This is a genomic window from Adlercreutzia sp. ZJ176, assembly GCF_011038975.1.
In the GTDB taxonomy this organism is placed as follows: Bacteria; Actinomycetota; Coriobacteriia; order Coriobacteriales; family Eggerthellaceae; genus CAAEEV01.
Map to the genome: position 1 here is coordinate 34,164 of NZ_JAAKEC010000015.1, position 23,846 is coordinate 58,009.

General features: G+C 67.4%; 24 protein-coding genes. 20 read left to right on the plus strand and 4 right to left on the minus strand.

The window, feature by feature from the left end; genetic code table 11:
- Positions 1–314: 314 nt before the first annotated feature.
- The 5 genes from pyrH (at position 315) to dxr (ending at position 5,167) form a co-directional block, all read left to right on the plus strand.
- Entirely contained in the window at positions 315–1,031 is a 717-nt protein-coding gene (pyrH, locus tag G7Y50_RS08930; protein WP_165055856.1) for a UMP kinase, read from the plus strand.
- Positions 1,032–1,112: 81 nt separating this feature from the next.
- Entirely contained in the window at positions 1,113–1,676 is a 564-nt protein-coding gene (gene frr / locus G7Y50_RS08935; protein WP_241156547.1) for a ribosome recycling factor, read from the plus strand.
- 252 nt (positions 1,677–1,928) lie between these two features.
- Positions 1,929–2,708 carry an isoprenyl transferase gene (locus G7Y50_RS08940; protein WP_165055859.1) on the plus strand — a complete coding sequence of 260 codons (780 nt, stop codon included), beginning with the start codon at positions 1,929–1,931 and terminating at the stop codon, positions 2,706–2,708.
- A 227-nt stretch (positions 2,709–2,935) separates the two neighbouring features.
- Positions 2,936–3,868, plus strand: coding sequence for a phosphatidate cytidylyltransferase (locus tag G7Y50_RS08945; RefSeq protein ID WP_165055889.1), 933 nt, complete (start codon positions 2,936–2,938; stop codon positions 3,866–3,868).
- Positions 3,869–3,931: 63 nt separating this feature from the next.
- Complete coding sequence (dxr, locus tag G7Y50_RS08950; protein WP_241156549.1) at positions 3,932–5,167, plus strand: 1-deoxy-D-xylulose-5-phosphate reductoisomerase; 1,236 nt, start codon at positions 3,932–3,934, stop codon at positions 5,165–5,167.
- Here dxr and G7Y50_RS08955 read toward each other — a convergent pair.
- From G7Y50_RS08955 to G7Y50_RS08965, 3 genes are all read right to left on the minus strand, one after another.
- Positions 5,164–5,499, minus strand: coding sequence for a ribbon-helix-helix domain-containing protein (locus G7Y50_RS08955; protein ID WP_165055863.1), 336 nt, complete (start codon positions 5,497–5,499; stop codon positions 5,164–5,166). The genes dxr and G7Y50_RS08955 overlap by 4 nt on opposite strands.
- A complete protein-coding gene (locus G7Y50_RS08960) occupies positions 5,481–5,774 on the minus strand; it encodes a hypothetical protein (protein WP_165055865.1) in 294 nt (97 codons plus the stop codon). Before G7Y50_RS08960 ends, G7Y50_RS08955 begins: the two co-directional genes overlap by 19 nt.
- 115 nt (positions 5,775–5,889) lie before the next feature.
- On the minus strand, positions 5,890–7,947 hold the full coding sequence (locus G7Y50_RS08965; protein WP_165055867.1) for a prealbumin-like fold domain-containing protein: 2,058 nt from the start codon (positions 7,945–7,947) through the stop codon (positions 5,890–5,892).
- Positions 7,948–8,355: 408 nt separating this feature from the next.
- On the opposite strand from G7Y50_RS08965, the gene G7Y50_RS08970 reads away from it, so the two are divergent.
- The 10 genes from G7Y50_RS08970 to G7Y50_RS09020 all read left to right on the plus strand — a co-directional run bounded on the left by G7Y50_RS08970 (position 8,356) and on the right by G7Y50_RS09020 (position 19,053).
- The gene (locus tag G7Y50_RS08970) at positions 8,356–9,633 is read left to right on the plus strand and encodes a site-2 protease family protein (RefSeq protein ID WP_165055869.1); all 1,278 of its coding nucleotides are present in this window, start codon (positions 8,356–8,358) and stop codon (positions 9,631–9,633) included.
- Between the two features lie 121 nt (positions 9,634–9,754).
- Complete coding sequence (gene ispG / locus G7Y50_RS08975; protein WP_165055871.1) at positions 9,755–10,831, plus strand: flavodoxin-dependent (E)-4-hydroxy-3-methylbut-2-enyl-diphosphate synthase; 1,077 nt, start codon at positions 9,755–9,757, stop codon at positions 10,829–10,831.
- Positions 10,828–12,582 carry a proline--tRNA ligase gene (locus tag G7Y50_RS08980; protein ID WP_165055873.1) on the plus strand — a complete coding sequence of 585 codons (1,755 nt, stop codon included), beginning with the start codon at positions 10,828–10,830 and terminating at the stop codon, positions 12,580–12,582. Before ispG ends, G7Y50_RS08980 begins: the two co-directional genes overlap by 4 nt.
- 78 nt (positions 12,583–12,660) lie before the next feature.
- Positions 12,661–13,314: an HAD family hydrolase gene (locus tag G7Y50_RS08985; protein ID WP_165055875.1), complete on the plus strand. Its 654-nt coding sequence runs from the start codon at positions 12,661–12,663 to the stop codon at positions 13,312–13,314.
- A gap of 268 nt (positions 13,315–13,582) precedes the next feature.
- Positions 13,583–14,038: a hypothetical protein gene (locus G7Y50_RS08990; RefSeq protein ID WP_241159512.1), complete on the plus strand. Its 456-nt coding sequence runs from the start codon at positions 13,583–13,585 to the stop codon at positions 14,036–14,038.
- Positions 14,039–14,050: 12 nt separating this feature from the next.
- The gene (locus G7Y50_RS08995; protein WP_165056523.1) at positions 14,051–15,703 is read left to right on the plus strand and encodes an AarF/ABC1/UbiB kinase family protein; all 1,653 of its coding nucleotides are present in this window, start codon (positions 14,051–14,053) and stop codon (positions 15,701–15,703) included.
- Between the two features lie 65 nt (positions 15,704–15,768).
- The gene (rlmB, locus tag G7Y50_RS09000; protein ID WP_165056522.1) at positions 15,769–16,539 is read left to right on the plus strand and encodes a 23S rRNA (guanosine(2251)-2'-O)-methyltransferase RlmB; all 771 of its coding nucleotides are present in this window, start codon (positions 15,769–15,771) and stop codon (positions 16,537–16,539) included.
- Position 16,540: 1 nt separating this feature from the next.
- Positions 16,541–17,083, plus strand: a complete 543-nt coding sequence (locus G7Y50_RS09005) for an NYN domain-containing protein (RefSeq protein WP_165056521.1) — start codon at positions 16,541–16,543, stop codon at positions 17,081–17,083.
- Positions 17,084–17,281: 198 nt separating this feature from the next.
- Positions 17,282–18,145 (plus strand): helix-turn-helix domain-containing protein, encoded by an 864-nt coding sequence (locus G7Y50_RS11950; RefSeq protein ID WP_241159514.1) that lies wholly within the window; start codon positions 17,282–17,284, stop codon positions 18,143–18,145.
- 5 nt (positions 18,146–18,150) lie between these two features.
- On the plus strand, positions 18,151–19,053 hold the full coding sequence (locus tag G7Y50_RS09020; protein ID WP_165056520.1) for a DUF4097 family beta strand repeat-containing protein: 903 nt from the start codon (positions 18,151–18,153) through the stop codon (positions 19,051–19,053).
- A 331-nt stretch (positions 19,054–19,384) separates the two neighbouring features.
- Here the strand turns inward: G7Y50_RS09020 and G7Y50_RS09025 are convergent, their stop codons facing one another.
- Positions 19,385–19,792, minus strand: coding sequence for a pyridoxamine 5'-phosphate oxidase family protein (locus tag G7Y50_RS09025; RefSeq protein ID WP_165056519.1), 408 nt, complete (start codon positions 19,790–19,792; stop codon positions 19,385–19,387).
- Between the two features lie 203 nt (positions 19,793–19,995).
- On the opposite strand from G7Y50_RS09025, the gene nrfD reads away from it, so the two are divergent.
- The 5 genes from nrfD to G7Y50_RS09050 all read left to right on the plus strand — a co-directional run bounded on the left by nrfD (position 19,996) and on the right by G7Y50_RS09050 (position 23,585).
- Positions 19,996–21,003, plus strand: a complete 1,008-nt coding sequence (gene nrfD, locus G7Y50_RS09030; RefSeq protein ID WP_255464144.1) for an NrfD/PsrC family molybdoenzyme membrane anchor subunit — start codon at positions 19,996–19,998, stop codon at positions 21,001–21,003.
- Positions 21,004–21,489, plus strand: coding sequence for a GntR family transcriptional regulator (locus G7Y50_RS09035; RefSeq protein ID WP_165056517.1), 486 nt, complete (start codon positions 21,004–21,006; stop codon positions 21,487–21,489).
- Positions 21,470–22,513 (plus strand): slipin family protein, encoded by a 1,044-nt coding sequence (locus G7Y50_RS09040; RefSeq protein WP_241156603.1) that lies wholly within the window; start codon positions 21,470–21,472, stop codon positions 22,511–22,513. Before G7Y50_RS09035 ends, G7Y50_RS09040 begins: the two co-directional genes overlap by 20 nt.
- A gap of 108 nt (positions 22,514–22,621) precedes the next feature.
- Positions 22,622–23,227 (plus strand): nucleotidyltransferase domain-containing protein, encoded by a 606-nt coding sequence (locus tag G7Y50_RS09045; RefSeq protein WP_165056516.1) that lies wholly within the window; start codon positions 22,622–22,624, stop codon positions 23,225–23,227.
- The gene (locus G7Y50_RS09050) at positions 23,208–23,585 is read left to right on the plus strand and encodes a DUF86 domain-containing protein (protein ID WP_206214818.1); all 378 of its coding nucleotides are present in this window, start codon (positions 23,208–23,210) and stop codon (positions 23,583–23,585) included. The genes G7Y50_RS09045 and G7Y50_RS09050 overlap by 20 nt, the downstream gene beginning before the upstream one ends.
- Positions 23,586–23,846: the final 261 nt, after the last annotated feature.

Genomic DNA, 23,846 nt, shown 5'->3' on the forward strand with positions numbered 1-23,846 from the left:
GCGTGGCTGGGGGCTTTCGCGTTCGCTGGCTTCGCTGGGGGCTTTCGCGTGCGTCGCTGGCGTGGCTGGAGGCTTGGCACGTGCGTTGGCGTGGCCGGAGGCTTGGCGCGCGTCGGCTTGCGCGCGGCGTCTCTCGCTTCGCTCCGATGTCCTGCTGTGCGTTTTCCCTGAGCCCTCCCGTCTGAGCCTGCCGGCTTGGGCGGGAGGGCTTTTTGTGCGGCGCGGCTGCTGTTTTTGATCGGCGAGGCTGCGCGGGCCTTCGGCTTCGGGTACTATATATAAGATTAAACGTTCTCGACGAAGGGATAGGTTTCATGTCGAACGAATATAAGTACGATCGCGTGTTGCTCAAGCTGTCCGGCGAGGCCTTGGCGGGTGACCTCGGCTACGGAATCGATCCCAAGGTCGTTGACGACCTGGCCGAGGAGATCGCCGAGATCGTGCACGACGGCGTGCAGCTGGCGGTCGTCGTGGGCGGCGGCAACATCTTCCGCGGCCTGGCGGGCTCGGCGGAGGGCATGGACCGCGCGCAGGCCGACTACATCGGCATGCTGGCCACGGTCATGAACGCGCTCGCGCTGCAGGACTCCTTCGAGCGCCACGGCGTGTTCTCGCGCGTGCAGAGCGCCATCAACATGCAGGAAGTGTCCGAGCCCTACATCCGCCGCCGCGCCATCCGCCACCTCGAGAAGGGCCGCGTGGTCATTCTGGCCGCCGGCACGGGCAACCCGTACTTCACCACCGACACCACGGCGGCGCTGCGCGCGTGCGAGCTCGACGTGGACTGCCTGATGAAGGCGACGAAGGTCGACGGCGTGTACGACTCCGACCCGAAGAAGAACCCCGATGCGAAGCGCTTCGACCGCATCACCTACCTGGAGGTGCTCAACCGCGGCCTGAACGTGATGGACGCCACGGCCACGTCGCTTTGCATGGACAACAACGTCCCCATGATCGTGTTCGACCTCACCAAGCGCGGCAACATCAAGGCGGCGCTCAAGGGCGAGGCCGTGGGGACCACGGTGGAATAGCCGATCATCTGACTGACAGCATGCGCGCCGCAGGGCCTGAAGGCGCGGCGCGCCCTTTGAAGAACAGGGGAAGGTGGCATCATGGCCGACATTGACGAGATCATGCTTCAAGTTGAGGAGCGCATGGAGAAGGCGATCAGCGCGCTGGGCGACAACTTCGCTTCCGTCCGCACGGGCCGCGCGAGCGCCCTTCTGCTCGACCGCATCAAAGTTGACTACTACGGCGTGCCCACGCCCATCAACCAGATGGCCGGCGTCAAGACGCCCGAGGCGCACCTGCTGGTGGTCGAGCCGTGGGACAAGTCGATGCTGCGCGCCATCGAGCACGCCATCCTCGAGAGCGACCTGGGCGTGACGCCCAACAACGACGGCTCGGTCATCCGCCTGCCCTTCCCGGCGCTCACCGAGGAGCGCCGCCGCGAGCTGGTCAAGCAGTGCCGCACCTTCGCGGAGGAGGCGCGCGTGGCCGTGCGCAACGCCCGCCGCGACGCGAACACCGCCATCGACAAGGCGCAGAAGAACGACAACCTGCCCGAGGACGAGGCCAAGCGCGCCGAGGCCGAGGTGCAGAAGACCACCGACAAGTTCGTCGCCGAGGTCGACGTCTTGCTGAAGAAGAAGGAAGCCGAGGTCATGGAGATCTAGGGGGTTCCGCCGTTGCTGCGCAACGGCGGAACCGGCCGACGCTGCGAAGCGCTCGGGCACCCCGCCTTGCCGCTCCAAGCATTCGTCGCGTACCGAGGTACGCTTTCTCATGCTTTCGCGGCAATGCGGGGCACCGGAGCGCTTCTCGCTGACGTTATGGACGACCAGGACTCTCTGGCCTGCTGTGGATGCGCAACGGCGGAACGGGCCGCGATCCCGTCCCCTCTGACACCTTGAGGTGGTGATGGTGCTGTGAACAGGACGCTCGACTACATATTCCCCAACCCGCCTGCCGGGCTTGACCCGGCGGCGCTTGACTGCGCGAACATCCCCGAGCACGTCGCCGTCATCATGGACGGCAACGGGCGCTGGGCGAAGAAGCGCGCGCTCAATCGCCTGCGCGGGCACAAGGCGGGCATCGAGGCGGTGCGCGAGACGATTCGCTGCGCATCTGACCTGGGAGTTCGCTACCTCACCATCTACTCGTTCTCCACGGAGAACTGGAGGCGGCCCCAAGACGAGGTCATCGGCCTCATGGACCTGTTCGCCAAGACCATGCTCGCCGAGGTCGACGGCCTGCACGAGGAGCACGTGCGCGTGATGACCATCGGCGACATGGCGGCGCTGCCCGACGAGACGCGCGCGGCCTTCGACGAGGCGTGGGAGAAGACGAAGGGCGACGACGGCATGACGCTCGTGGTGGCCGTGAACTACGGCTCGCGCCAGGAGATGCTGCACGCCGCGCAGGCGTGCGCCCAGCATGCCGTCGACGTGGCGCGCGAGACGGGCGAGGTGCCCGCCATCACCGAGGAGCTGTTCGAGCGCGGCCTGCACACCGCCGGCATCCCCGACCCCGAGCTGCTCATCCGCACGTCGGGCGAGATGCGCGTGTCGAACTTCCTGCTGTGGCAGATCGCCTACTCCGAGTTCGTGTGCACCGACGTGCTGTGGCCCGACTTCGACCGCTACGAGCTTCTGCGCTGCCTGCTGGAGTACCAGCGGCGCGACCGCCGCTTCGGGGGAGTCAAGTGAGGGACTCCGAGGCGAAAGACCAGCTCACCGAGAAGCAGCGGGAGGCGCGCGCCCGCCTGCGCGCGCGCACGGCGTGCTTGCGCGAGCAGGCGTCGTCCGACCTGCCGCCCTTCTCCACGCGTCCGACCACGAAGGATCTGGTCGAGCTCGACGAAGGCGCGTCCGCGCAGGTCTCCCCCTCTGACGCTCCCGGCGCCGTTCCCGACGGCCCGCCCTGGCGCTACGGCATGACGCCGGAGGAACGCGCCGAGCTGCTCGAGCGCAAGGGGCACCGCGCCGAGAAGCGCCAGAAGATCAAGGAGGCCGCGCTCGAGAAGACGCCCGAGAAGCTGAAGAACCCCTCGGGCTTCCAGGTGCGCTTCCGCACGGGCGCGGTGTACACGGTCGTCACCGTGACCTGCGTGCTGGCGGGCGATCTGCCCATGCTGTGCATGCTCATGGTGATGGCGGGCATCTGCGCGGGCGAGTTCTACTACATGCTGCGCTCCGACGCGAAGCTGCCCAACGAGATGCTCGGCATCATCGCGGCGGTGCTCTACCCGCTGAGCGTGTACTTCTACGGGCTCGCGGGCGCCCTGATCGTGAGCCTCGGGCTGCTTCTGGCGCTTCTGGTCTGGTACGTGTTCTGGATGCGCGCGCGCATCCCCGACGTGGGCGTGAGCTTCTTCGGCGCGGCGTACACGGGCCTTCTGCTGTGCGGGCTGGTCATCATACGCCAGGCGCTCGGCGACCCGTGGGGCGGCGTGGCGGTGCTGCTGCTGTTCGTGAGCGTGTGGGCCAACGACGCGTTCGCCTACCTGGTGGGCAGCAAGATCGGCAAGCACAAGCTGGCGCCGCGCACCAGCCCGAAGAAGAGCTGGGAGGGGTTCATCGCGGGCCTGGTCGGCTCGGTGGCGCTCTGGTGCGCGCTGTCGCTGGTGCCGGGCATCACCATGCCCATTCCCCTGGCCATGGTGTTCGGCCTCGTCTGCGGCCTCATGGAGGTGCTGGGCGATCTGGCTGAGAGCCGCATCAAGCGCAACTCGGGGTTCAAGGACTCGGGGACCATCATGCCGGGGCACGGGGGCCTGCTCGACCGCTGCGACTCCATCTTCCTGGCGTCCATCACCGCATCCATCCTGCTCATCGCGGGCGGGTGCATACCGTATTCGGTGTTCTAGCGTTTCGTCGGCGCCGCGGGCGGGTCATGCCGCCTGCGGCGCGCTGCTTTCGGAGGGATGACATTGGCTAAGAAGCGCGTTGTTGTTTTGGGATCGACGGGGTCCATCGGCACGCAGACGCTCGACGTGGTGCGCCGACATGCCGACAAGCTCGAGGTCGTGGCGCTGGCGGTCGGCGCGCGCGCGGACGAGCTGCTCGCGCAGGCGCGCGCGTTCGGCGTGCGGCATCTGGCCGTGGGGCGCGAGGAGGTGGCGGGCCTGCCCGTGGCCGACGACCTGCGCGCGCAGGCGCACGGCGGCGAAGGCGAAGGCTCGCTTGCGTTCGGGCCCGAGGGCGTGGCGGCGCTCGCGCACCTGCCCGAGGCCGACGTCGTGGTGAACGCGCTGGTGGGAGCTGCCGGCTTGCGCGCGAGCTTCGAGGCGCTCAGCGCGGGCAAGGTGCTCGCGCTCGCCAACAAGGAGTCGCTCGTGGTGGGGGGCGACCTCATCATGCCGCTGGCGGCGCGCGTCGACGAGCAGCGCCGCGCGCGCGGCATGGCCCCGAAGACGGGCCCCGCGGGCGCGCTCATGCCGATCGACTCCGAGCACGGCGCCATCTACCAGTGCCTTCTGGGCGAGGACGAGCGCGAGGTGTCGCGCCTGTGGGTGACGGCCTCGGGCGGTCCCTTCCGCGGGAGGAAGCGCTCTGAGCTCGAGGGCATCACGCCCGCGCAGGCGCTCGCGCATCCCACGTGGAACATGGGAGCCAAGATCTCCATCGACTCCTCGACGCTCATGAACAAGGGCCTCGAGGTCATCGAGGCACACCACCTGTTCGCCATGCCCTACGACAAGATCGAGGTGGTGGTGCAGCCGCAGAGCGCCATCCACTCCATGGTCGAGTACTCGGACGGCAGCGTGAAGGCGCACCTCGGCACCACCGACATGCGCATCCCCATCCAGTTCGCGCTCTCGTATCCCGAGCGCTGGAGCGCGCCGGTGGCCCCGCTCGACTTCCGCACGCTCGGCTCGCTCGAGTTCGCCGCGCCCGACACGGAGACGTTCCGCTGCCTGGCGCTCGCCCGCGAGGCGGGGCGCACGGGGGGCACGCTGCCGTGCGTCATGAACGCTGCGAACGAGGTGGCCGTGGCGGCGTTTCTGGCCGAGGAGGGAACCTACCTCGGCATCGCCGCATGCGTGGAGGCCGTCATGGAGGCCCATGCGGCCGAAGGCGTCCAGCAGGTGGAGAGCCTCGGCCAGCTCGAGGAGGTCGACGCCTGGGCGAGGGCGAAGGCCCGCGCCTGGGTCAAGGCCCGCTAGGCGTCATCGTCGGCGTTCTCGGCCCCCTCGCTCTCGAGGAGGCCGAGCTCATCCTCCACTGCGCAGCGGAGGAACTCAGAACGCGAGCATCCTTGCCCCTTGACGGCTTCGTCAACGCGCTTCAACTGGGATTTTCCGATCTTGAAGGTAACGCTGACGAGCTCGTCGTCTTCAAAGAGGGGAGGCCGACCGTAGCGGACAGTGACGGACTTGGCTTCGGGCCACTCCCCGCGGTCGTAAGCGTCGGCATCGCGCTTGAGCTGCTCGATTTCCTCTCGCGTCATGCCGAGTTTCTCCACGAGGTCCTTGTCGGTCAGTACGACGGCTTCCATCTGAGCCTCCTCTTCCTCTTCTGCAGGTTGAGCGTGCGGAGCGACCGCGTGGTCGGAGGCGTGTTCGCGTGGTAGATCAGGATCCCGAAGTCCTTCGCTCGCCCGGTCATCTCGATTATCCGGCCATTCTGGTCTGGCCCGACAGCCACGTAGTCAACGAGACCGTCTTTTCGCGCGATGCGCGTGCAGACCACCGCGTTTTTCCATGCGTGCGTGATCTGGTTCTCGTCAAGCCCGTGCTTGAGGGCGTGTTCCGCAATGGCAAGGTAAGACAAAATGCTTCCTTAATTCGTCTTACAATAGTATTATAAGACGAAAATAGAAGGCCGTCAACGAGATGATGCCGTCGTGCCGGGGCGGCGGGTTTGCGCGCCGCCCCGGGGTTGCCTGCTAGCGCTGTCGGCGGGACCTTATGCGGGCTGTGATGAGGGCTGCTCCGGCGGCGGCTGCGAGGGCGGCTGCGAGCTGGAGGGGCCGGGAGCTGTCGCTTGTCCGGGGCAGGGAGCCTGAGGGCGGCGGGCTTGCGACGGCGGTTGCGTGCTCCTCCTTTGCGGAGACGGTCTGGCTCTCGTCGGCGGAATCCTCATCGGAGGTCGCCTCGCCTGCCGTTTGGTCGTCGAGGGTTCCCAGGTTGACGCTGTAGCCGTCGCGCGCGATGGTCACGTCGGCGAGCTCGATGAGCTTCAGGTGCTCGTTCGCCGTGACGGGCAGCTCCTCGACGGTGTAGGTGTCGTAGGGCAGCGCGGAAAGGCTGTCGTCAGCCTTGGTCAGCAAGCCGGCTGAGGTGAGCCCGAACCACACGCCCGCCGATGCGTCGAGCTTCGCCTCGTCGACCGTTCCGTCAGCGTTGAGCGCGGCGTCGTTGGCGTTGGTGCGGGCCGTGTGCGCGTTCCACGCTGCGCTCGTCTTGGCCTCGCCGTTCTCGTCGGTCACGATGACGTGCCACTCGCCCGTGGTCTGCGAGGTGATCTTGAAGGGAATGCCCGAAAGGTGCCCTTGGCTGCTCTCGCGCACCTTCACGAACTCCAGATCCCCTCGTATGACCTGTTCAGGCACGGTAGGGACATCATAGGTGCTCACGTTTTCGCCTGCGCCCTCGCTCGTGACGTGGCGGACGATCACCTCGCCTTCGTTCGCGCGGTAGCCTTCGGGCGCCTTCACCTCCTGGATGAGCACGGTTCCCAAGGGGATGGCCGCCTGCCCGCGTGAGTTGCGAAACACGTCTCTGCCCTGCAGCGTGCGCGCGCTGTCGAGAGGCGCGATTCCCCTCTCGTCGGTGCTCACGAGCCAGGTTGCCGTGGGTGGGCCCGACGCCTCGGCTTGGGCGGGCGTGTCGTAGGAGCCGCCGAAGTAGCGGACGGAGAACTGCGCGCCTTCCAGGGTTGCTGCGCCTTGCGGCTGGCCGGCGTTCGTCTCGAGGTCGACTTTGGCGAGCCAGAGGGCGAGGGGGCTGCTCTGCGGGGTCTCCTCCACGTCGATGCGCGCGGTCTGCCCACCCGATATGGGCACCTCGTAGGTCGCGCCGTCAAGCGCGTAGCCTTCGGAGGGCGCCTTCTCCTTGACGTAGCAGGTGCCCACGGCAAGCCCTTCGGCGCGTGTCCAGCCGTCGGCGTTCGTGGTGAGCGTGGCGAGCTCGGACGTGCATGTGCTGTCGCTATACACCCCGTAGGTGGCGCCTGCGAGCGAGTAGCAGTTGTTGTTGCTGGTGAAGGAGAGGTTCGCCGAGGACTTCCACAGCTCGAGGCTGCCTGTCGGCTTGTGGGGGTACGTCACGACGATGTCCTGCGTCTCTCCGGTGCGCAGGGCATAGCAGGAGTCGACGTAGGCGCGGCGCGTCGAGCTCGGCAGAGCCTGCCATGCGGCGAACATGCGCAGGTACGTGCCGTCGGGGTTCGCCGACTCGCCCATGCCCGTGTAGCGGACCCACCACTCCTGCCCTTGGCAAGAGTAGCCGTAGTACTGCCGAAACGCCTGAGAGCAACCGGTGAGGGCGGCGTCGGCGTCCCAGTACATGCGGTCGGCGATGAGGATGTGCGTGATGGCGTAGTAGTGGTCGTCGGTCATGGGAGATCCGTCATACCAGGTGGACGGCCACATGGCTGGATCAAACCCCGGACCGCCGTAGCCGTAGTAGAGGGCCGCCGCAAGGCCTCCTACGTCCGAGTCGACCTTGTAGACGTCACGCAGCGAGAGCCTCGGGTAGGTTCCGGACGCGGGCGTGGGCTTCGAAGGCTGCGCGCAGTAGGCCGTCCAGCCGCTGCCGTCGGAGAAGAAGGTGGTGTTGTAGTTGTCATAGGAGACGTTGCGTCCTACGGAAATCCAGCCGGTGTCTGCGTAGGCTTGCCGCGAGCACGCAAAGCTCGTGAGCGGGATGAGGCCCGCTGCGATCGCGAGGGCCAGAAGGAGCCTCGCCGCCCTTGAGGTTGTCCGCCGTCGTGCTGCTTGCATGGTCGCTCCTTTCTGCGCTGCTGCGCCGAGGGATGTTCGCTTTGCCTCAAGCGTAGCGGGCCCGCCTGGCAGATGCATGGCGGGGGATTGGCGCATCGTCGCGCGGGGTTGGGCCGGGAGTCGACGCGGCAGGGGGAGGGGCTGCCGCTCGTGCGGGACGCGTGCGGGCAAAAAGGCGCGGCGCGGCGGGCGGGCGTCTGGCAAAAGCTCGCTCGCAACCTGGCGCGCTTCTGGCAAAATCGCGCAGCGCTTGTAGGTTTTTCTCGCATGCAGGTTGAGCGCGGCTCTGCTTCCCTATAATGATCAGCGAAAACGCGACGGCGAGCGCGCGCGGGAGCCCTGCGGCCCCCTGCACTGCTCGCCGGGCGCGCCTTCGCGTAAGGCGCGCTGATCGGGAAAGCGAGGCCCATGACCACGTTCGTTATGATCATCTGCGCCGTTCTGGCCCTGTGCTTCCTCGTGTTCATCCACGAGGCGGGGCACTTCCTGGCGTCGCGCGCCTTCGGCGTGCGCGTGACCGAGCTCATGCTGGGCCTGCCGGGTCCGAGCATCGGGTTCACGAAGGGCAGCACGCGCTACGGCGTGACCGCGGTGCTCTTGGGCGGCTACGCGCGCGTGTGCGGCATGGAGGCCGGCGAGATGAGCCCGCATCTGAGAGACGCGTTGGCGGCGCTGTACCGCCGGGGCACGGCCACCATGGAGGACGTCGCCGCCGATTGCGGCATCACCGACGACGAGGCGTACGCGGCGCTCGAGGAGCTCGTCGAGTGGGGCAGCTGCTCGGGCCCCACGAAGGCAGACCAGTTCAACATGTATCGCGCGCCCGAGGCGCGGCCCACGGGAAAGCAGCTCAGGGCTGCGCGCGCCGCGCATCCCGCAGGTGTGGTGGATCCCTCGCTCGCTGTGCGGCCCGCGGCGGCCGCAGCTGGCTCCGCCGCCGCTGACGGCTCCGCCCCTGCGAGCGCTCCTGCCTCTGCTCTCGTGGACGCCCCGAGCCCCGCTCCCGCCGCGGCCAGCTCCGCGCCCGCCCCTGCTCCCGCTCCCGCCCTCGCGTCCTACGCGCTCGGCGAGCCGCGTCCCGTCAACGACCCGCAGGCCCTCTTCGACCGCGAGTACGCCCAGCAGTACCGCTCGCTGCCCTTCTGGAAGCGCTCGATCATCCTGCTCGCGGGCCCGTTCGTGAACCTGCTGTTCACCATGGTCGCGTTCGTCGTGATCTACTCGGTCGTCGGCATCGACCTGCGCTATGCCGACACGGGCGAGGTGTTCCACTTCAACGCCACGCCGCTGCAGTCCATCCAGATGGGCTTCGCCTACATCGGCATGGTGGTGCAGGCGGTCGCGGGGCTGTTCAACCCGGCGACGGCGGCGCAGACGGTCGAGAGCTCGGCGTCCATCGTGGGCATCGTCGCCATGTCGGGCGACTTCTTCGAGAAGGGCTTCGTGGACAGCCTCTTCTTCATGGCGATGATCTCGGTGTCGCTCGGCATCATGAACCTGCTGCCCATCCCGCCGCTCGACGGCGGCCGCTTCGCGGTGGAGGTGTTCCAGAAGCTCACGCGCAAGACGGTGCCGACGAAGGTGATGGGGTACCTGACCATCGCGGGCATGGTCTTGTTCCTGGGCTTCTTCGCTATTATGCTGAGCCAGGACGTGCAGAGGCTCTTCACGGGATTCTACTCATAGGGGGGCGCGGCGAAGCGGCGGGCCACTCGCCTGCGCGAAGCGGCAGGCTGCCGCCTGCGCGCAGCGGTGGAGCTGCCGTGTGCTGTTCGCGCCCTCGCACCGGAAAGGAAGGCTGACAGAGTTGGGAGAGACAAGAGCGGAGAAGCCGCGCTTCTCCACCCGCCGGGTGACGGTGGGGGGCGTGGGCGTCGGCGGCGGCGCGCCGGTGGCGGTGCAGTCGATGCTGAACGCGCCCGCGACCGACGTGGCGGCGAACCTCGCGCAGATCGACGCGCTCGCGCACGCGGGCTGCGAGATCGTGCGCATGGCCATCCCGCACATCGACTGCATCGACGCGTTCGCAGCCGTCTGCAAGGCGTCGCCTTTGCCCGTGGTCGCCGACGTCCACTTCGACGCGCAGATCGCCATCGGCGCGGCGCGGCGCGGCGCGGCCAAGCTGCGCATCAACCCCGGCAACATCGGCGGCCTGTCCAAGACCGACGAGGTCATCGAGGCGGCGCGCGCGGCGGGCATCCCCATCCGCATCGGCGTGAACGCGGGCTCGCTCGACCGTGCGCTCAAGGAGCGGGCTGACCTCACGCTGCCGCAGAAGCTCGCCGTGTCGGCGGCCGACTACGTGCGCTACTTCGAGGAGGAGCGGGGGTTTGCGGACGTGGTGGTGTCGGCCAAGGCGCATGACGTGCAGGCCACCATTGACACGTACCGCCTGCTCGCCGCCGAGATCCCGCACGTTCCGCTGCACATCGGCGTCACCGAGGCGGGCACGGCGTTCCAGGGCGTCATCAAGAGCGCGTGCGGCCTCGGCGTGCTGCTCGAGGAGGGCATCGGCGACACCATGCGCATCTCGCTCACCGACGACCCCGTGCTCGAGGTGCGCGCATGCTGGACGCTGCTCGGCGCCTTGGGCCTGCGCCAGCGCTCGCCGGAGCTCATCAGCTGCCCCACGTGCGGCCGCTGCCAGGTGGACCTCATCAGCCTCGCGCAGCAGGTGGAGGAGCGCGTCGCCGCCATCCCCGCGCCGCTCAAGGTGGCCGTCATGGGATGCGTGGTCAACGGCCCCGGCGAGGCCGCCGATGCTGATATCGGGGTGGCTTGCGGAGACGGCGCGGGAGTGGTGTTCTCCCATGGTAAAATCGTCCGGAAAGTTGACGAGTCGGCAATCGTCGAGGCTCTGATGGAGGAGATAGAGAAGCTATGACCAACGTAATGCGCATGAGCAAGCTGTACGCACCCACGCTCAAGGAGGACCCGACTGATGCGGAGATAGCGAGCCATCGCCTGCTTCTGCGCGCGGGTATGATCCGCAAGACGGCGTCGGGCGTGTACACGTTCCTGCCGCTCGGCCAGCGCGTGCTCTCGAAGGTCGAGAACATCGTGCGCGATGAGATGAACGGCATCGGGAGCCAGGAGATCATGATGCCGGCGCTGCAGCCCTCCGAGCTGTGGCATGAGAGCGGCCGCTGGAACGACTACGGCCCCGAGCTCATGCGCCTGGTCGACCGCCACGACCACGGCTTCTGCCTCGGGCCCACCCACGAGGAGCTCATCACCTCGCTCATCCGCAACGAGCTGCGCTCCTACAAGCAGCTTCCCTGCTCGCTGTACCAGATCCAGGTCAAGTTCCGCGACGAGATCCGCCCGCGCTTCGGGCTCCTGCGCTCGCGCGAGTTCATCATGAAGGACGCCTACAGCTTCCACGCCACCCAGGAGTCGCTGCAGGAGACCTACGACGACATGAGCGGCGCGTACGGGCGCATCTGCGAGCGCTGCGGGCTGGACTACCGCCCCGTCGAGGCCGACTCGGGCCAGATCGGCGGCAAGGTGACCACCGAGTTCATGGCGCTCGCCGAGGCGGGCGAGGCCGAGCTCGTGCACTGCACCTGCGGCTACGCCGCCAACACCGAGGCGGGCGACTGCCTGGCGCGTCCCACGGTGTACGAGGTCGGCAAGATGGAGAAGATCTCCACGCCCGGCATCCACACCATCGAGGACCTCGCGGAGTTCCTGGACATCCCGGCCACGTCCACGGTCAAGGCGCTCTCCGGCAAGGACGCCGAGGGCAAGCTGGTGGTCATGTTCATCCCGGGCGACCACGAGCTCAACGAGATCAAGGCCGAGCGCGCCGTGCCCGGGTTCACGCTGCTGACCGACGAGGAGATGCTCGCGTTCGGCCTGCACAAGGGCTCGATGGGCCCGGTCGGCCTTCCTGCGGGCGCCCGCGTGGTGGCCGCCACCAGCCTGCAGGCCGTGCCCCAGTGGGTCGTCGGCGCGAACGAGGAGGGCTTCCACTTCGTCGGCGCGCGCCTGGGCGAGGACTTCCAGGTTGACGCGTGGGCTGACCTCTGCGTGGTGAAGCCGGGCGACTGCTGCCCCTCCTGCGGCCTGCCGCTCGAGGGCGCGCGCGGCATCGAGGTGTCGCAGGTGTTCCAGCTCGGCACGAAGTACTCCGAGACGATGGGCGCCACCTTCGCCGACGAGGACGGCAACGAGCGCCCGTTCATCATGGGCTGCTACGGCGTGGGCGTGTCGCGCACGCTGGCGGCCGTGGTCGAGCAGCACAACGACGAGCACGGCATCATCTGGCCCATGTCGGTGGCGCCGGCGCACATCTGCGTGGTCCCGCTGACGGTAGGCGACGAGGAGGTGCAGCCCGCCGCCGAGAAGCTCGCGCGCGACCTCGCGGAGGTGGGCTTCGAGGTGGTCATCGACGACCGCAACGAGCGCGCGGGCGTGAAGTTCGCCGACGCCGACCTCATCGGCTGGCCGCTGCAGGTGATCGTGGGCAAGCGCGGCCTGGCCGAGGGCATGGTCGAGGTGAAGCTGCGCCGCACGGGCCAGAAGAAGAACGTGCCGCTCGCCTCCATCGCCGAGCTGATGACCTTCGCGCACCGCAACCTGAAGAACGCGCGCCCCGACGGCGTGGGCAGCTTCAACACGATCTTCTCGTAAACCCGCCTATGACGCGCTTCCGGCGGGCGGCCTGCGACGCGGACGCCGCCCGCCGGGAGGCAGGAGGAAAGCCGCTGCATGTCACATGAGATACAGGGCGTGCTGTTCGACCTGGACGGCACGCTCATCGACACCCATGACCTGATCCTGTCGTCGTTTCGCCACGCCACGCGCGAGGTGCTCGGAAGGGAGCTTCCCGACGAGGTCCTCCTGCAGAAGGTGGGGCAGCCGCTCGTGGTGCAGATGTGGGACTTCACGGACGACGACGCCACCCACGAGCTGCTCGTGCGCACCTACCGCGAGCACAACCACTCCATCCACGACGCCATGGTGCGCATGTTCCCGCAGGTGGGGGAGGTGCTCGAGGCGCTTTTGGCGGAGGGGTACCCCATGGGCGTGGTCACGTCGAAGCGGCACGCGCTCGCGCAGCGCGCGCTCGACGTGCTCGGCATCGCGCCGAGCTTCAAGTTCCTCGTGGGCCCCGACGACTACCCGGCGCACAAGCCCGACCCCGGCCCGGTGGAGCACGGCTGCGACCTGCTCGGCCTGCGCCCCGACGAGTGCCTGTACGTGGGCGACAGCCCGTTCGACATGCAGGCGGGCAACGGCGCGGGGTGCGTGACGGTCGCCGCCACCTGGGGCATGTTCCCGCCCGAGGTGCTCGCCGCCGAGAACCCCGACTTCACGCTCGCCTCCATCTCCGAGCTGCCCGCCCTGCTCGCGCGGCTGTAGGCCGCGCTCGCCCGCGGGCTGCGGGCTGCGGGCGGCTCGGGCTCGTGGGTCCGCGCGCCTCGCGGGCGTTCGCGCCCGCTCGCCCGCGTCCCGGGCTGCATGCCGCTTCGATGACGGCTCGGCAACGGCTCGGCAACGGCCCGCTTCCCGGCGTGGTTTTTCGGCGCCCCATGGGCCTGTGCGGCGCGAGGTGGTAACATGGACGGCGGGGCGCGCACGCGCGACGCCCTCCTCAGACGGCACAACCACGAGGATTCGGAGGCATACCATGTCGAGCATCACCGATGGGTTCAGGGACGCGTTTCTCGCCGGCGTAGGGGCGGTGGCCATGGGCGCCGAGAAGTCGAAGGAGCTGGTCGAGCAGCTGATCGCGAAGGGTGAGATCACGGTTGACCAGGGGCGTCAGCTCAACGAGGAGCTCAAGCACCAGGCCGTCACGGTGACCGCGACCCTGCGCGAGGAGTCGATCGCCGCGCAGCTGTCGGCCATGACGGCGCAGGAGCGCGAGGCGTTCGCCGCCAAGGTGGCCGAGATGGCCGCCGCAGCCAACGCCAAGGACGCGCTCAAGGACGAGCCGGCTGACGCACCCGCGGCGCCCGAGCCCGCCGCCGCTGAGCCCGCGCCCGCCGCGCCCGCGCCCGCCGAGCCCGCGCCGGCCGAGCCCGCCGCCGAGCCCGCGCCCGCCGAGGCCGAAGCCCCGCAAGGGGAGGCGCCTGCCCAGTAGGCAGGCCTCCGCATGGCTGACAACACGCTGCTCAAGTACATATTCAGCGAGCAGGTCGACGTGGACCCCGAGGGGCGCTTCGACCTGTCTCCCAAGACGCGCCGCGCGCGCATGGCCGAGATCCTGAAGATCGTGCGCAAGCACAAGCTCATGAGCTCGGTCACGCCCGAGGAGTTCCGCGCCATGCTCGAGGACCTGGGGCCCTCGTTCGTGAAGATCGGGCAGACGCTCTCCACGCGCTCCGAGATTCTCCCGCAGGCGTACTGCGACGAGCTCTCCAAGCTGCAGGCCGAGTGCGAGCCGCTTCCCTTCGCTGACATGCTCGCCGCACTCGACGCCGAGTACGGCGCGCGCCGCCCGGAGATCTTCGCCGAGATCGACCCCACGCCGCTCGGCAGCGCCAGCCTGGCTCAGGTGTACCGCGCGCGCCTGGCCTCGGGCGACCAGGTGGCGGTGAAGGTCCAGCGCCCGGGCGTGAAGGCCACCATGGCGCTCGACATCGACATCATGCGCATGCTGGCGCGGCGGGCCTCGCACGTGATGAAGGACGACCAGTTCCTCGACTTGCGCGAGGTGGTCGAGGAGATGTGGCAGACGTTTCTGGAGGAGACGGACTTCCGCCGCGAGGCCGAGAACCTCGAGGAGTTCGCGCGCCTCAACGAGAAGTGCGTGTTCATCGGCTCGCCGCACGTGTATTCCGAGCTGTGCACCGAGTACGTGCTCGTCATGGAGTACGTCGAGGGCATCCCCATCAACCAGTCCGCGCGGCTTACCGCCGCAGGCTACGACCTCGAGGAGATCGGCGTCAAGCTGCTCGACAACTACGCCACCCAAGTGCTCGACCACGGCTTCTTCCACGCTGACCCGCATCCGGGCAACCTCATCATCCGCGGCGGGCAGATCGTCTACATCGACCTGGGGATCATGGGGCGCCTGAGCGACCGCGACCGCGCGGGGTTCGCGGGCATCATCAAGGCGGTGGGCAACCATGACGCCGCCGAGCTCAAGGAGGCGCTCATCCGCTTCGCCATCCAGAAGGACAACTCCGCCATCGACCACACGCGCTTCCTCGCCGACCTCGACGGGCTTCTGGCCGACTACGGCTCGGTCGGCATCAGCCAGATCGACGTGGGGAACATGCTCAACGACATCATGGCGCTCACGCGCTCGTGCCGCGTGATGCTGCCGAGCTCGGTGACGAACGTGGCGCGCGGGCTGGTGACGGTGGAGGGCACGGTGGCCGCCTACATCGCCGACCAGAACATCGTGTCCATCATCAACGACCACCTCAAGCGCACGACGGACACCTCCGAGATGCTCGCCTCGGCGCTGCAGGAACTCGCGCTCGCGCTGCGCGCGTCGGGCAAGGGGACGCTCGAGGCGTCGGCCTACGCGGGCGAGACGCTCAAGATGCTCACGCGCGGCCAGCTCAAGGTGAACATGGAGATGACCGGCTCCGACGAGCCCTTCCGCAAGCTGTCGAAGCTGTTCACGCGCGTGACCTTGGCGCTCATCGTGGCGGGGCTGTTCATGGGGTCGTCGATGCTGTCGCTGTCGTCGATGGAGCCGCGCGTGCTCGGCGTGCCCGTGCTCGCCGCCGTCGGCTACGTGAGCGCGTTTCTGCTGTCGGTCTGGATCGTGCTCGACATCTGGCGCCGGAAGTAGGGCGGCGTGTTACACTAACGGCTCACGTTGAGCTCCCGTTCCCGATGTTTCGAAGAGGCAGCCCCATGGCAGACTACATAGAAGGCAAGCGACCGGTCGTCGAGGCGCTGCGCACGCACGTGCCCGTGAAGCGCATCCTCATGGCCGACAACGTCCAACGCGACGGCCTGATCGCCGACATCCTGCGCAAGGCGCGTAACCTCGACGTGCCGGTGAAGAGCGTCCCGCGCAAGAAGCTCGACGAGTTGTCCGACCATGGCAGCCACCAGGGCGTCGTCGCCGAGGCCCAGCCGTTCGAGTACGTGAACGTGACGGCCGTCCTCAAGGCCGCGCAGCGCAGCGCCGAGGAGCACAACGGGCGCGCGCTCGTGGTGGTGCTCGACCACATCACCGACGCGGGGAACCTCGGCGCCATCGCGCGCTCGGCCGAGTCGGTGGGGGCCGCGGGCATCGTCATCCCCAACAAGCGCGCGGCGCGCGTGACGGCCGCCACCTACAAGAGCTCGGCGGGCGCCATCGCGCACATCCCCGTGACGCAGGTGGCCAACATCTCGAGCTGCCTCGAGCGCCTGAAGAAGGAGGGGTTCTGGGTGGCCGCCGCCACCGAGCACGCCGCCGACTACATCTGGGACGCCAACCTCAAGGGCAAGATCGTGCTCGTGCTCGGCAACGAGGGCGAGGGCGTGTCGAACCTGGTCCTGGGCAACTGCGACTTCGGCGTGAAGCTGCCGCAGGTGGGCGACATCTCCTCGCTCAACGTGGCGCAGGCGTCCACCGCCTGCATGTACGAGTGGCTGCGCCAGAACCGCACGGCGGCCGAGGGGCTGCGAGGGTAGCGTGCCGCGCCAACGCAAGAAGCTGCTGATCGTCGACGGCTACAACGTGCTGCGCTCGGGCAGCCGCTACAAGCTGGTCTCCGCGACGCACCCCGACTACACCGACGACACGTTCAACACGGCCCGCGAGCGCCTCATCAACGACGTGGTGAACTACGCGGGGCGCGAGTGGCGCGCCATCATCGTGTTTGACGGCGCGTACAACGAGTTCTCCCAAGGCGAGGTTGAGACGGTCGGCGGCGTGCAGATCATGTTCTCGCCGGCGGGCCAGTCGGCCGACAAGGTGATCGAGAAGCTCGCGCACGATGCGCGCGAGCGCATGATCGAGACGCTCGTGGTCACCTCGGACGCCACCATCCAGGACACCGTGTTCGGCGGCGGGGTCGACCGCATGAGCGCCGAGGGCTTCTCCCACGAGGTGGGCATGTACTACGTCGAGGCGCGCCTCGACGAGGCTCCGAAGGTGGCGCGCAAGAACACGGTCGCCGACCGCATCAGCCCCGAGGCCCTCGCCAAGCTCAAGGCCCTGCGGGACGGAAGGTAGTAATCGAGGAGCGGGCCCTCTCGCCGAGAGGGCCCGCATTTTTATTTCGCGCGTAATGCCTGGTCAGGGGCGATTGCTACCAGAGGTTGCGCAAAATGGCCCAAAATGGATATCAGAGTTGCTGGCAGGTGGCTGGACGCTACCGTAATCTGGGGAAGCGAGATCGACATGACCATCACGAAAAGGAGAGGCTTCCGCATGAACATAGAGATAGCCCCGCGCCTTGCCAGCTTGCGGCGGGAGAAGGGCCTGAGCCAGGAGGAGCTTGCCGCGCAGCTGGGCGTGTCGCGGCAGGCCGTGTCGAAGTGGGAGCGCGGCGAGGCGGCGCCCGACACGGGCAACCTCGTAGCGCTCGCCGACCTCTACGAGGTAACGCTCGACCAGCTCGTGCGCGGGGAGGAGGGGAGAGCGCAGGCGCAGAAGGAGACCGAAGCGCAGGGCCAGGAGGAGGAGGATCAGGCTCAGGTTCAGGCGCAGACGCAGGCTCGGAGGCAGGTCCAGTCGCAGGACCAGGCCCAAGAGGCGCGCGTCTCCGCGCAATCCGACGCGTCGCCCCTTCCCGCCCCGTCCGAGCCGGCGCCCTCTGCGCCTGCGCCTGCGCCGCATGATGAGCTGCAGGATGAGCCGCAGGGCGGGCTGCGAGGGGAGCTGGAGCACGTGGCTCCCGCACCCGTTGCGTCCGCAGCTGCACCGCAGCCTGCCGCTGCGCCTGTGCTGGTACCCGCAGCTGCGCCGCAGCCCGTCCCCGCGCCCGCGCCGCAGCCTGCGCCGATGCCCACGCCGACGCCCGCTCCCGCGCTACATCCTGCGCCGATGCCCGCGCCCGCGCCGCAGCCCGCGCCGACATCGGCCGCTCCCGCTCCCACGCGCTCCTCGCGTGGCGCGTGGCGCTCCTTTCCCTACCCGGTGGCGTGCCTTCTGTTCTACCTGCTGACGGGGTGCCTGTTCGGATGGTGGCACCCGGGGTGGCTCGTGTTCCTCACCATCCCGCTGTACTACTGGATCGCGCGCATCATCGAGGATGACCCGAACTATCGCGCCGAGCACAACGGACAGGGGTAGGAGCCATGACCAAGCTGACGAAGGAATCACGCAACAAGATCGTCGCCATCGTGGCGTGCGGGGTGCTCGTGATCGGCGGGCTGGGCGCCTGCATGACGAGCTGGGCGCATCGGGGGCCGTGGGGCCTGTGGGCCGCGCCTGCGCCGGCGGGCGAGACCGCCGCGAACACGACGGAAGTCTCCACCAGGTACGTCGATGCGAGTGAGGTGCGCTCGCTCGACATCGACTGGGCGGCGGGCTCGGTCATCGTGCGCGTAGCGGACGACGGCGAGACGGACGGCCAGGTCAAGCTCGTGGAGCGGCAGACGGGCGCGATCGCGCGCTCGCAGCAGATGCAGTGGTCGGCCTCGAACGGGCTGCTGAGCGTGCGGTACGGCATGCCGAGGGGCTTCTTCGGCTGCATGGCCGTGAACGGCGTGAGGCACCTGGAGGTGGTCATCCCGCGCAGCGCGGCCGGCGAGCTGGCCACGGTGAAGGTCAACGGCGCGTCGGGCTCCTACGACCTGTCGGGGCTCTCATGCGAGACGCTGCGCCTCAACGTGGGGTCGGGTGGCGTCAAGGTGGCCGACGTGCGAGCCGACGTGCTCGACCTCGGCGTGGCGAGCGGGCAGGTGGACGTCGCCGGCGTCTTCGCGCAGAGCGTGCGCGCCGACGTGGCGAGCGGTCGCGTCAGCGTGGCCTGCGAGCAGGCGATGCCGGGCAGCGCGCGCGTCAGCGTGGCGAGCGGCCAGGTGGACCTGGCGCTTCCCGACGAAGGCGGCTTCACGGCGGTCGTGGAGAAGGTGTCGGGCTCGTTCTCGTGCGCCTTCGACGCGCGGCAGGACGGGAACACCTACGTCTACGGCGATGGGAAGGCGCGCCTCGACTTCAGCGTCATAAGCGGCCGCGTCGCGCTCAACGCCCGCTAGCGCCCTCGTCCCTCGCAAGGCTCAAGGTCCTGCGAGGTTGGAGGACGGGCGCGATGTGCAGAGCGGGCGTGCAGCACGCAGGGCGCCCGCAAGGCGCGACGTGCGGATCGGGCGCGCGGCGCGCAGGGCGCCTGCAAGGCGCGTAGCGCAGAGGGTGCGCGGGGCATGCAGGGCGCCGCTTGCCGCAGGGCGGTCGCGCCCATGGCGCAGGGATCATAAGGCTCTCACGAGCAGGCCGCCGCCGAGGACTCCCCGGCGGCGGCCTGCCGCGTTCGGTGGCGCTGCGTCCGACGCTGCTGCGCTGAGCGACGTCGCGTTCGGCGGCTTCGCGCTAGGCGATCTGGTCGCCGGCGGTGGGGCCGGCCGCCGAGGTGTAGACGGCGTCGACGTGCACGAACACGCCGCCCTTCGCCTTGATGGGCATGCCGATCTGCGCGAACTTCGCGTCAGCCTTCGCCTTCTGCTCCTCGAGCTCGGCTCCCTCGGCGATGCGCGCGGTGCCGTGGATCTGATAGGCGTCGTGTCCCTCCCAGAACACCACCGCCACCTTGGCGTTGTCCAGCACGTTCGCGTGCGTCTTCTTGAAGAACTGGTCGGACAGGTAGATCGTCTCGTCGTCGATGACCCACTTCATGCCCACGATCGACGCGTTGGGCTGCCCGTCGGCGGTCGCGGTGGCGAACGCGACGGCGGGCACCTTCTCGAACAGCTCCTTGACTTCCTGCGGCATAACGGCCATGGCTCGTCCTTTCTCGTTGCGATTGCCTGCCATGCACAATAGTACGCCTTTTCCGCGCCCCTCTTCGCTCAAATGGGAAATCTTGCCGCTGCGCCGAGCTTCAAGGGCTCTCATGGCGTACAATGCCGTTAAATTGTCCTAGGATAATCAGTGTGGCCAAAGGGCAAGGTCCGAAGCGTCGCACGGCGTGACGACGGGATGCTTTGAAGTCGAGAGTTCGCAAGCGGAGGGAGGGCGTGGTGTTCAGCTCGCTGATGACATGCTATCTCTTCCTCGGCGGCACGGGTGCAGGTGCTTGCTTCGTCGCGAGCGTGCTCGCGAAGCTCTCTCCGCGTGAGCTGAGGGAGAGCGCAGGCGCGGCTCAAGCGTATCGGCGCCTGCTCGCGCCGAGTTTCGCCGCAGCATTCGTCCTGCTTGCGCTCAGCGTGCTTTGCCTCATGGCTGACCTGGGGCGCGCTGATCGTCTGTTGCTGCTGGTTACGAGTCCGACGTTCGTGCATATCACGGTGGGCGCGTACGCTCTGCTCGTCACGCTCGCGTTCTCCGCGGCACTCGCTCTCCTGTGGCGCTGCGCGCGCCTGGGCGCGCCGGCGCGCGCGTTGCGCTCGGTGCTCGAGGCAGTATCGCTTGTGACGGCGGGCGTGGTCATGGGATACACGGGCCTTTTGCTCCAGGCGCAGGCGGCGGTCCCGCTGTGGGCGAGCCCGTGGCTGCCTGCGCTGTTCGTGCTGTCCTCGTTGTCGTGCGGTGTGGCCGTGACGCTTGCAACGGCGCAGTTCACTGGCGTTGCTCAGACGTTCTCGCGCGTCTCCGCGCGCATGGCAGCCTTCGATGCGATTCTTATTCTGCTTGAAGTCGCGGTTCTCACGGCTTTGCTCGTGATGGCGAGCCAAGGCGGTGCACTCGATGGCCAGAGCGCGCTTGCCGCGCAGGCGTCAGCGGAGACGCTTACGGGCGGTGCGCTTTCCGAGGTCTTTTGGGGCGTGCTCGTGGTTGCGGGCCTGATCGTGCCTTTCGTGTTCGATGCGGTTGTCGTGCTCAGCCAAGTGCCGGAGTTGACACGATTCTCGGTATTTGATGTCTTGCGTACGAGGCTGCCCGTCATCTCTCTTGTTGCCGCAGCATGCGTTCTCGCGGGTGGCGCAGCGTTGCGCTTCTGCATTGTGGAGGCAGGTATCCATCCCATTATCTCAACTCTAGGAGTGATGTAAGTGTTTCCCTTCGAAGTCGACGAGCAAAGCGATCTGCCCCTGTGGGTGCAGCTACGGCAACGGTTGATCTACTTGATCAATTCGGGCTACTTCAAGCCAGGTGACCAGCTGCCCACGGTGCGCGGGCTGGCATCGGACATATCTATCAACTACAACACGGTGAACAAGGCGTATCTGAGCCTGGTGTCCGACGGCTACTTGGAGTCTGCGCGCGGGCGTGGCGTGTTCGTGCGCGACCTTGCGGCTGAGGTGGGTGAAGAATTCGGGCAAGACGTTGAGGCCGTGATGGATGAGTTCATCAATACATGCCGTGATTTGGGATTGAACTATGACGATATGCTGGCGCGTATCACGCATCGCGTCAAGCAGCGCAAGTTTGAGGAAGCGCATGTGGCGCAGGGCGGCATGCCGGGTGGTCGCGGGCGCATCGTGGAAGTTGAGGTAGGCGTGCGGAAGGGAGGCGACCATGCGGCGTTCGGAGGATAAGGCGGGCATGCCTGCGGGTGGAGGGCGTGCGTCGCGGGGAGCTGATGCGGGCGTTGCGGGCGGCGATGCGAGCAGCGTTGGGCGGACGGCGCGGCGTTCGTGGCGCGTGGTGCCCGACAGCCAAAGCGGCTACGCATATACCGAGGTAACGGGCGAGCGGGCGTCGAGCGCAGGCGTGCTGCTGTTCTCGACGGTGGTCTTCGCGGTGGTTTTTGTCGTGGCGTTGGGCGCGGTATATCTGGTTGCGGGCGGGATCGGTCTCGTGGGTATCGCCGTAGCGGTTGTGGCGGCGGCGCTCATGACGTGCTCGGTGCACATCGCGCAGGAGTGGGAACGCGTGGTGGTGCTGCGATTCGGCAAGTTCAACCGCGTGTCAGGGCCGGGTTTGTTCTGGACGTTTCCCGTGATCGAGCAAAACACCATGCGTGTTGACACGCGCGTGCGCGTGACCACCTTTGGCGCCGAGGAGACGCTTACGAGCGATCTGGTGCCGCTTGACGTGAACGCGGTTCTGTTCTGGCACGTGTGGGATGCGAAGTCGGCATGTCTCGAGGTGGGAGACTTTACGCGTGCTGTTGAGCTGGCGGCGCAGACGGCCCTGCGCGACGCCATAGGGCGCGGCGGAGCTGCTGAGGTGGCCATTCGCCGTCAGCAGCTCGACCGCGAGCTCAAGCACATGCTTGAAGAGAAGGTGGCGCCGTGGGGCGTGACCGTGCTGTCCGTTGAGATTCGCGACATCCTCATGCCGTGCGATCTGCAGGACGTGATGTCGCTCGAGGCCCAGGCTGAGCAGCGCAAGAAGGCGCGCATCATCCTCATGGAAGCCGAGCAGGACATCTGCGAGATGGTGGGCGAGATGGGCGCGGCTTACGCCGAGAATGACGTCGCGCTGCGCCTGCGTGCCATGCACTTGCTTTATGAGAGCATTCGCGAGACCGGTGGCACCGTGGTGGTTCCCTCAAGCTTTAGCGAAGGTTTCGGTGACATCTTGGGAGAGGCTGGAAAGGCTCCCTTCGTGAGGTAGCCCAGGTAGCGTTGGAGTTGGGATGGTAGGGGAAGGCTCCTCTGGGATCATGCCTCGTGCTATAATCGCTTTGCGCTTGGTACCAAGCGATTGGCGAAAGGAGCGTCTATGACGCAATCGACGTTGGCCAACCCCCAAACCGTTCGCATCTCCAGCAAGCGGCAGATCACCATTCCCTCGAAGCTTTACAAGAAGAAGGGCTTCACTGAGTATGCGTGGGTTGAGGAAACCGAAGACGGCCTGCTCATCAAGCCAATCGACGTTGAAGACGAGGATGTCTCGCTGTTTGTGCTGCGCCAGCTGGTTGCGGCGGGCTTTGAGGGCGAGGAGCTCGTCAATCGCTACCAGGAGGCATGTCCGCGCGTGGTGAGCGTGCGGCCTTTGGCAGCGGAAAAGCACCCGGCGTCTTCTGGCGAGTGCGTGCGCGAGGCTGTCGCTCAAGCTGCCGCTGCGTTTCCCGCAATCAGGAAGGCGTATCTGTTCGGCTCGTTCGCGCGGGGAACCTTCGACGACGAGAGTGACGTTGACGTGCGCATCGAGTACGATGCTGGCGGCTCGTTCAGCTTGCGCGAGCTCGCGCAGTTCCAGAAGCGCATTGAGCGGGCTACGGGTCGCGAGGTTGACGTGGTGTCGGCGAGGCGGCTGAAGAACCGAAGTCTCGAGGCGGCGATTGAGAGGGAGAAGGTGCTCGTCTATGAGCGCGAAGAGCAGTGACCTTGCGCGACTGCAGGAGATCTACGACGTGATAACGCAGACCAAACGCCAGATGAGGGCGCTTGGCATCACGCGGGAGCGCTTTCTTAGCCCAAAGGACGATCAGGACGATTTGGTGGCAGAAGGCGTCATGAACCGCGTGTTTCGCGTGACCGAAGAGGCGGGGCATCTCTCCGAAGAGGTTGTGGAGCAGTACGGGTTTGATCGCCGCGGCGTGCTGGGCGTGCGCAACCGCTTAGCCCATGCCTATGGAGACGTTGATCGGGAGATCATCTGGCTTGTTGTGGAAGACGACTTCGACGCCCTGCTGAGGTCATGCCAGAGGTATTGCGACGACAACGGCCTTGAGCTCGAATAGCCGTCGGTGCCGGTGCGGGTCCTCGACGCCGGTGTCAGTGCTGATGCTGATGCTGATGCCAGTGTTGCTGATGATGCCGGTGCCAGCGTCAGGCATCTTTTTCCAGCGCTGTTGATGCTGGCCAGCTTGCGGTTCGCTGCGCTCTCATGGCGAGGGCCTTTTGGAAGCGAGGCTGCAAGAGACGTCTGCGTGTGAGGTTCTCGTTCGCAAAGCTCTCGCCTGTAAAACGTCTCTGTCTCTCAAAAATTGTCCTATGATAAT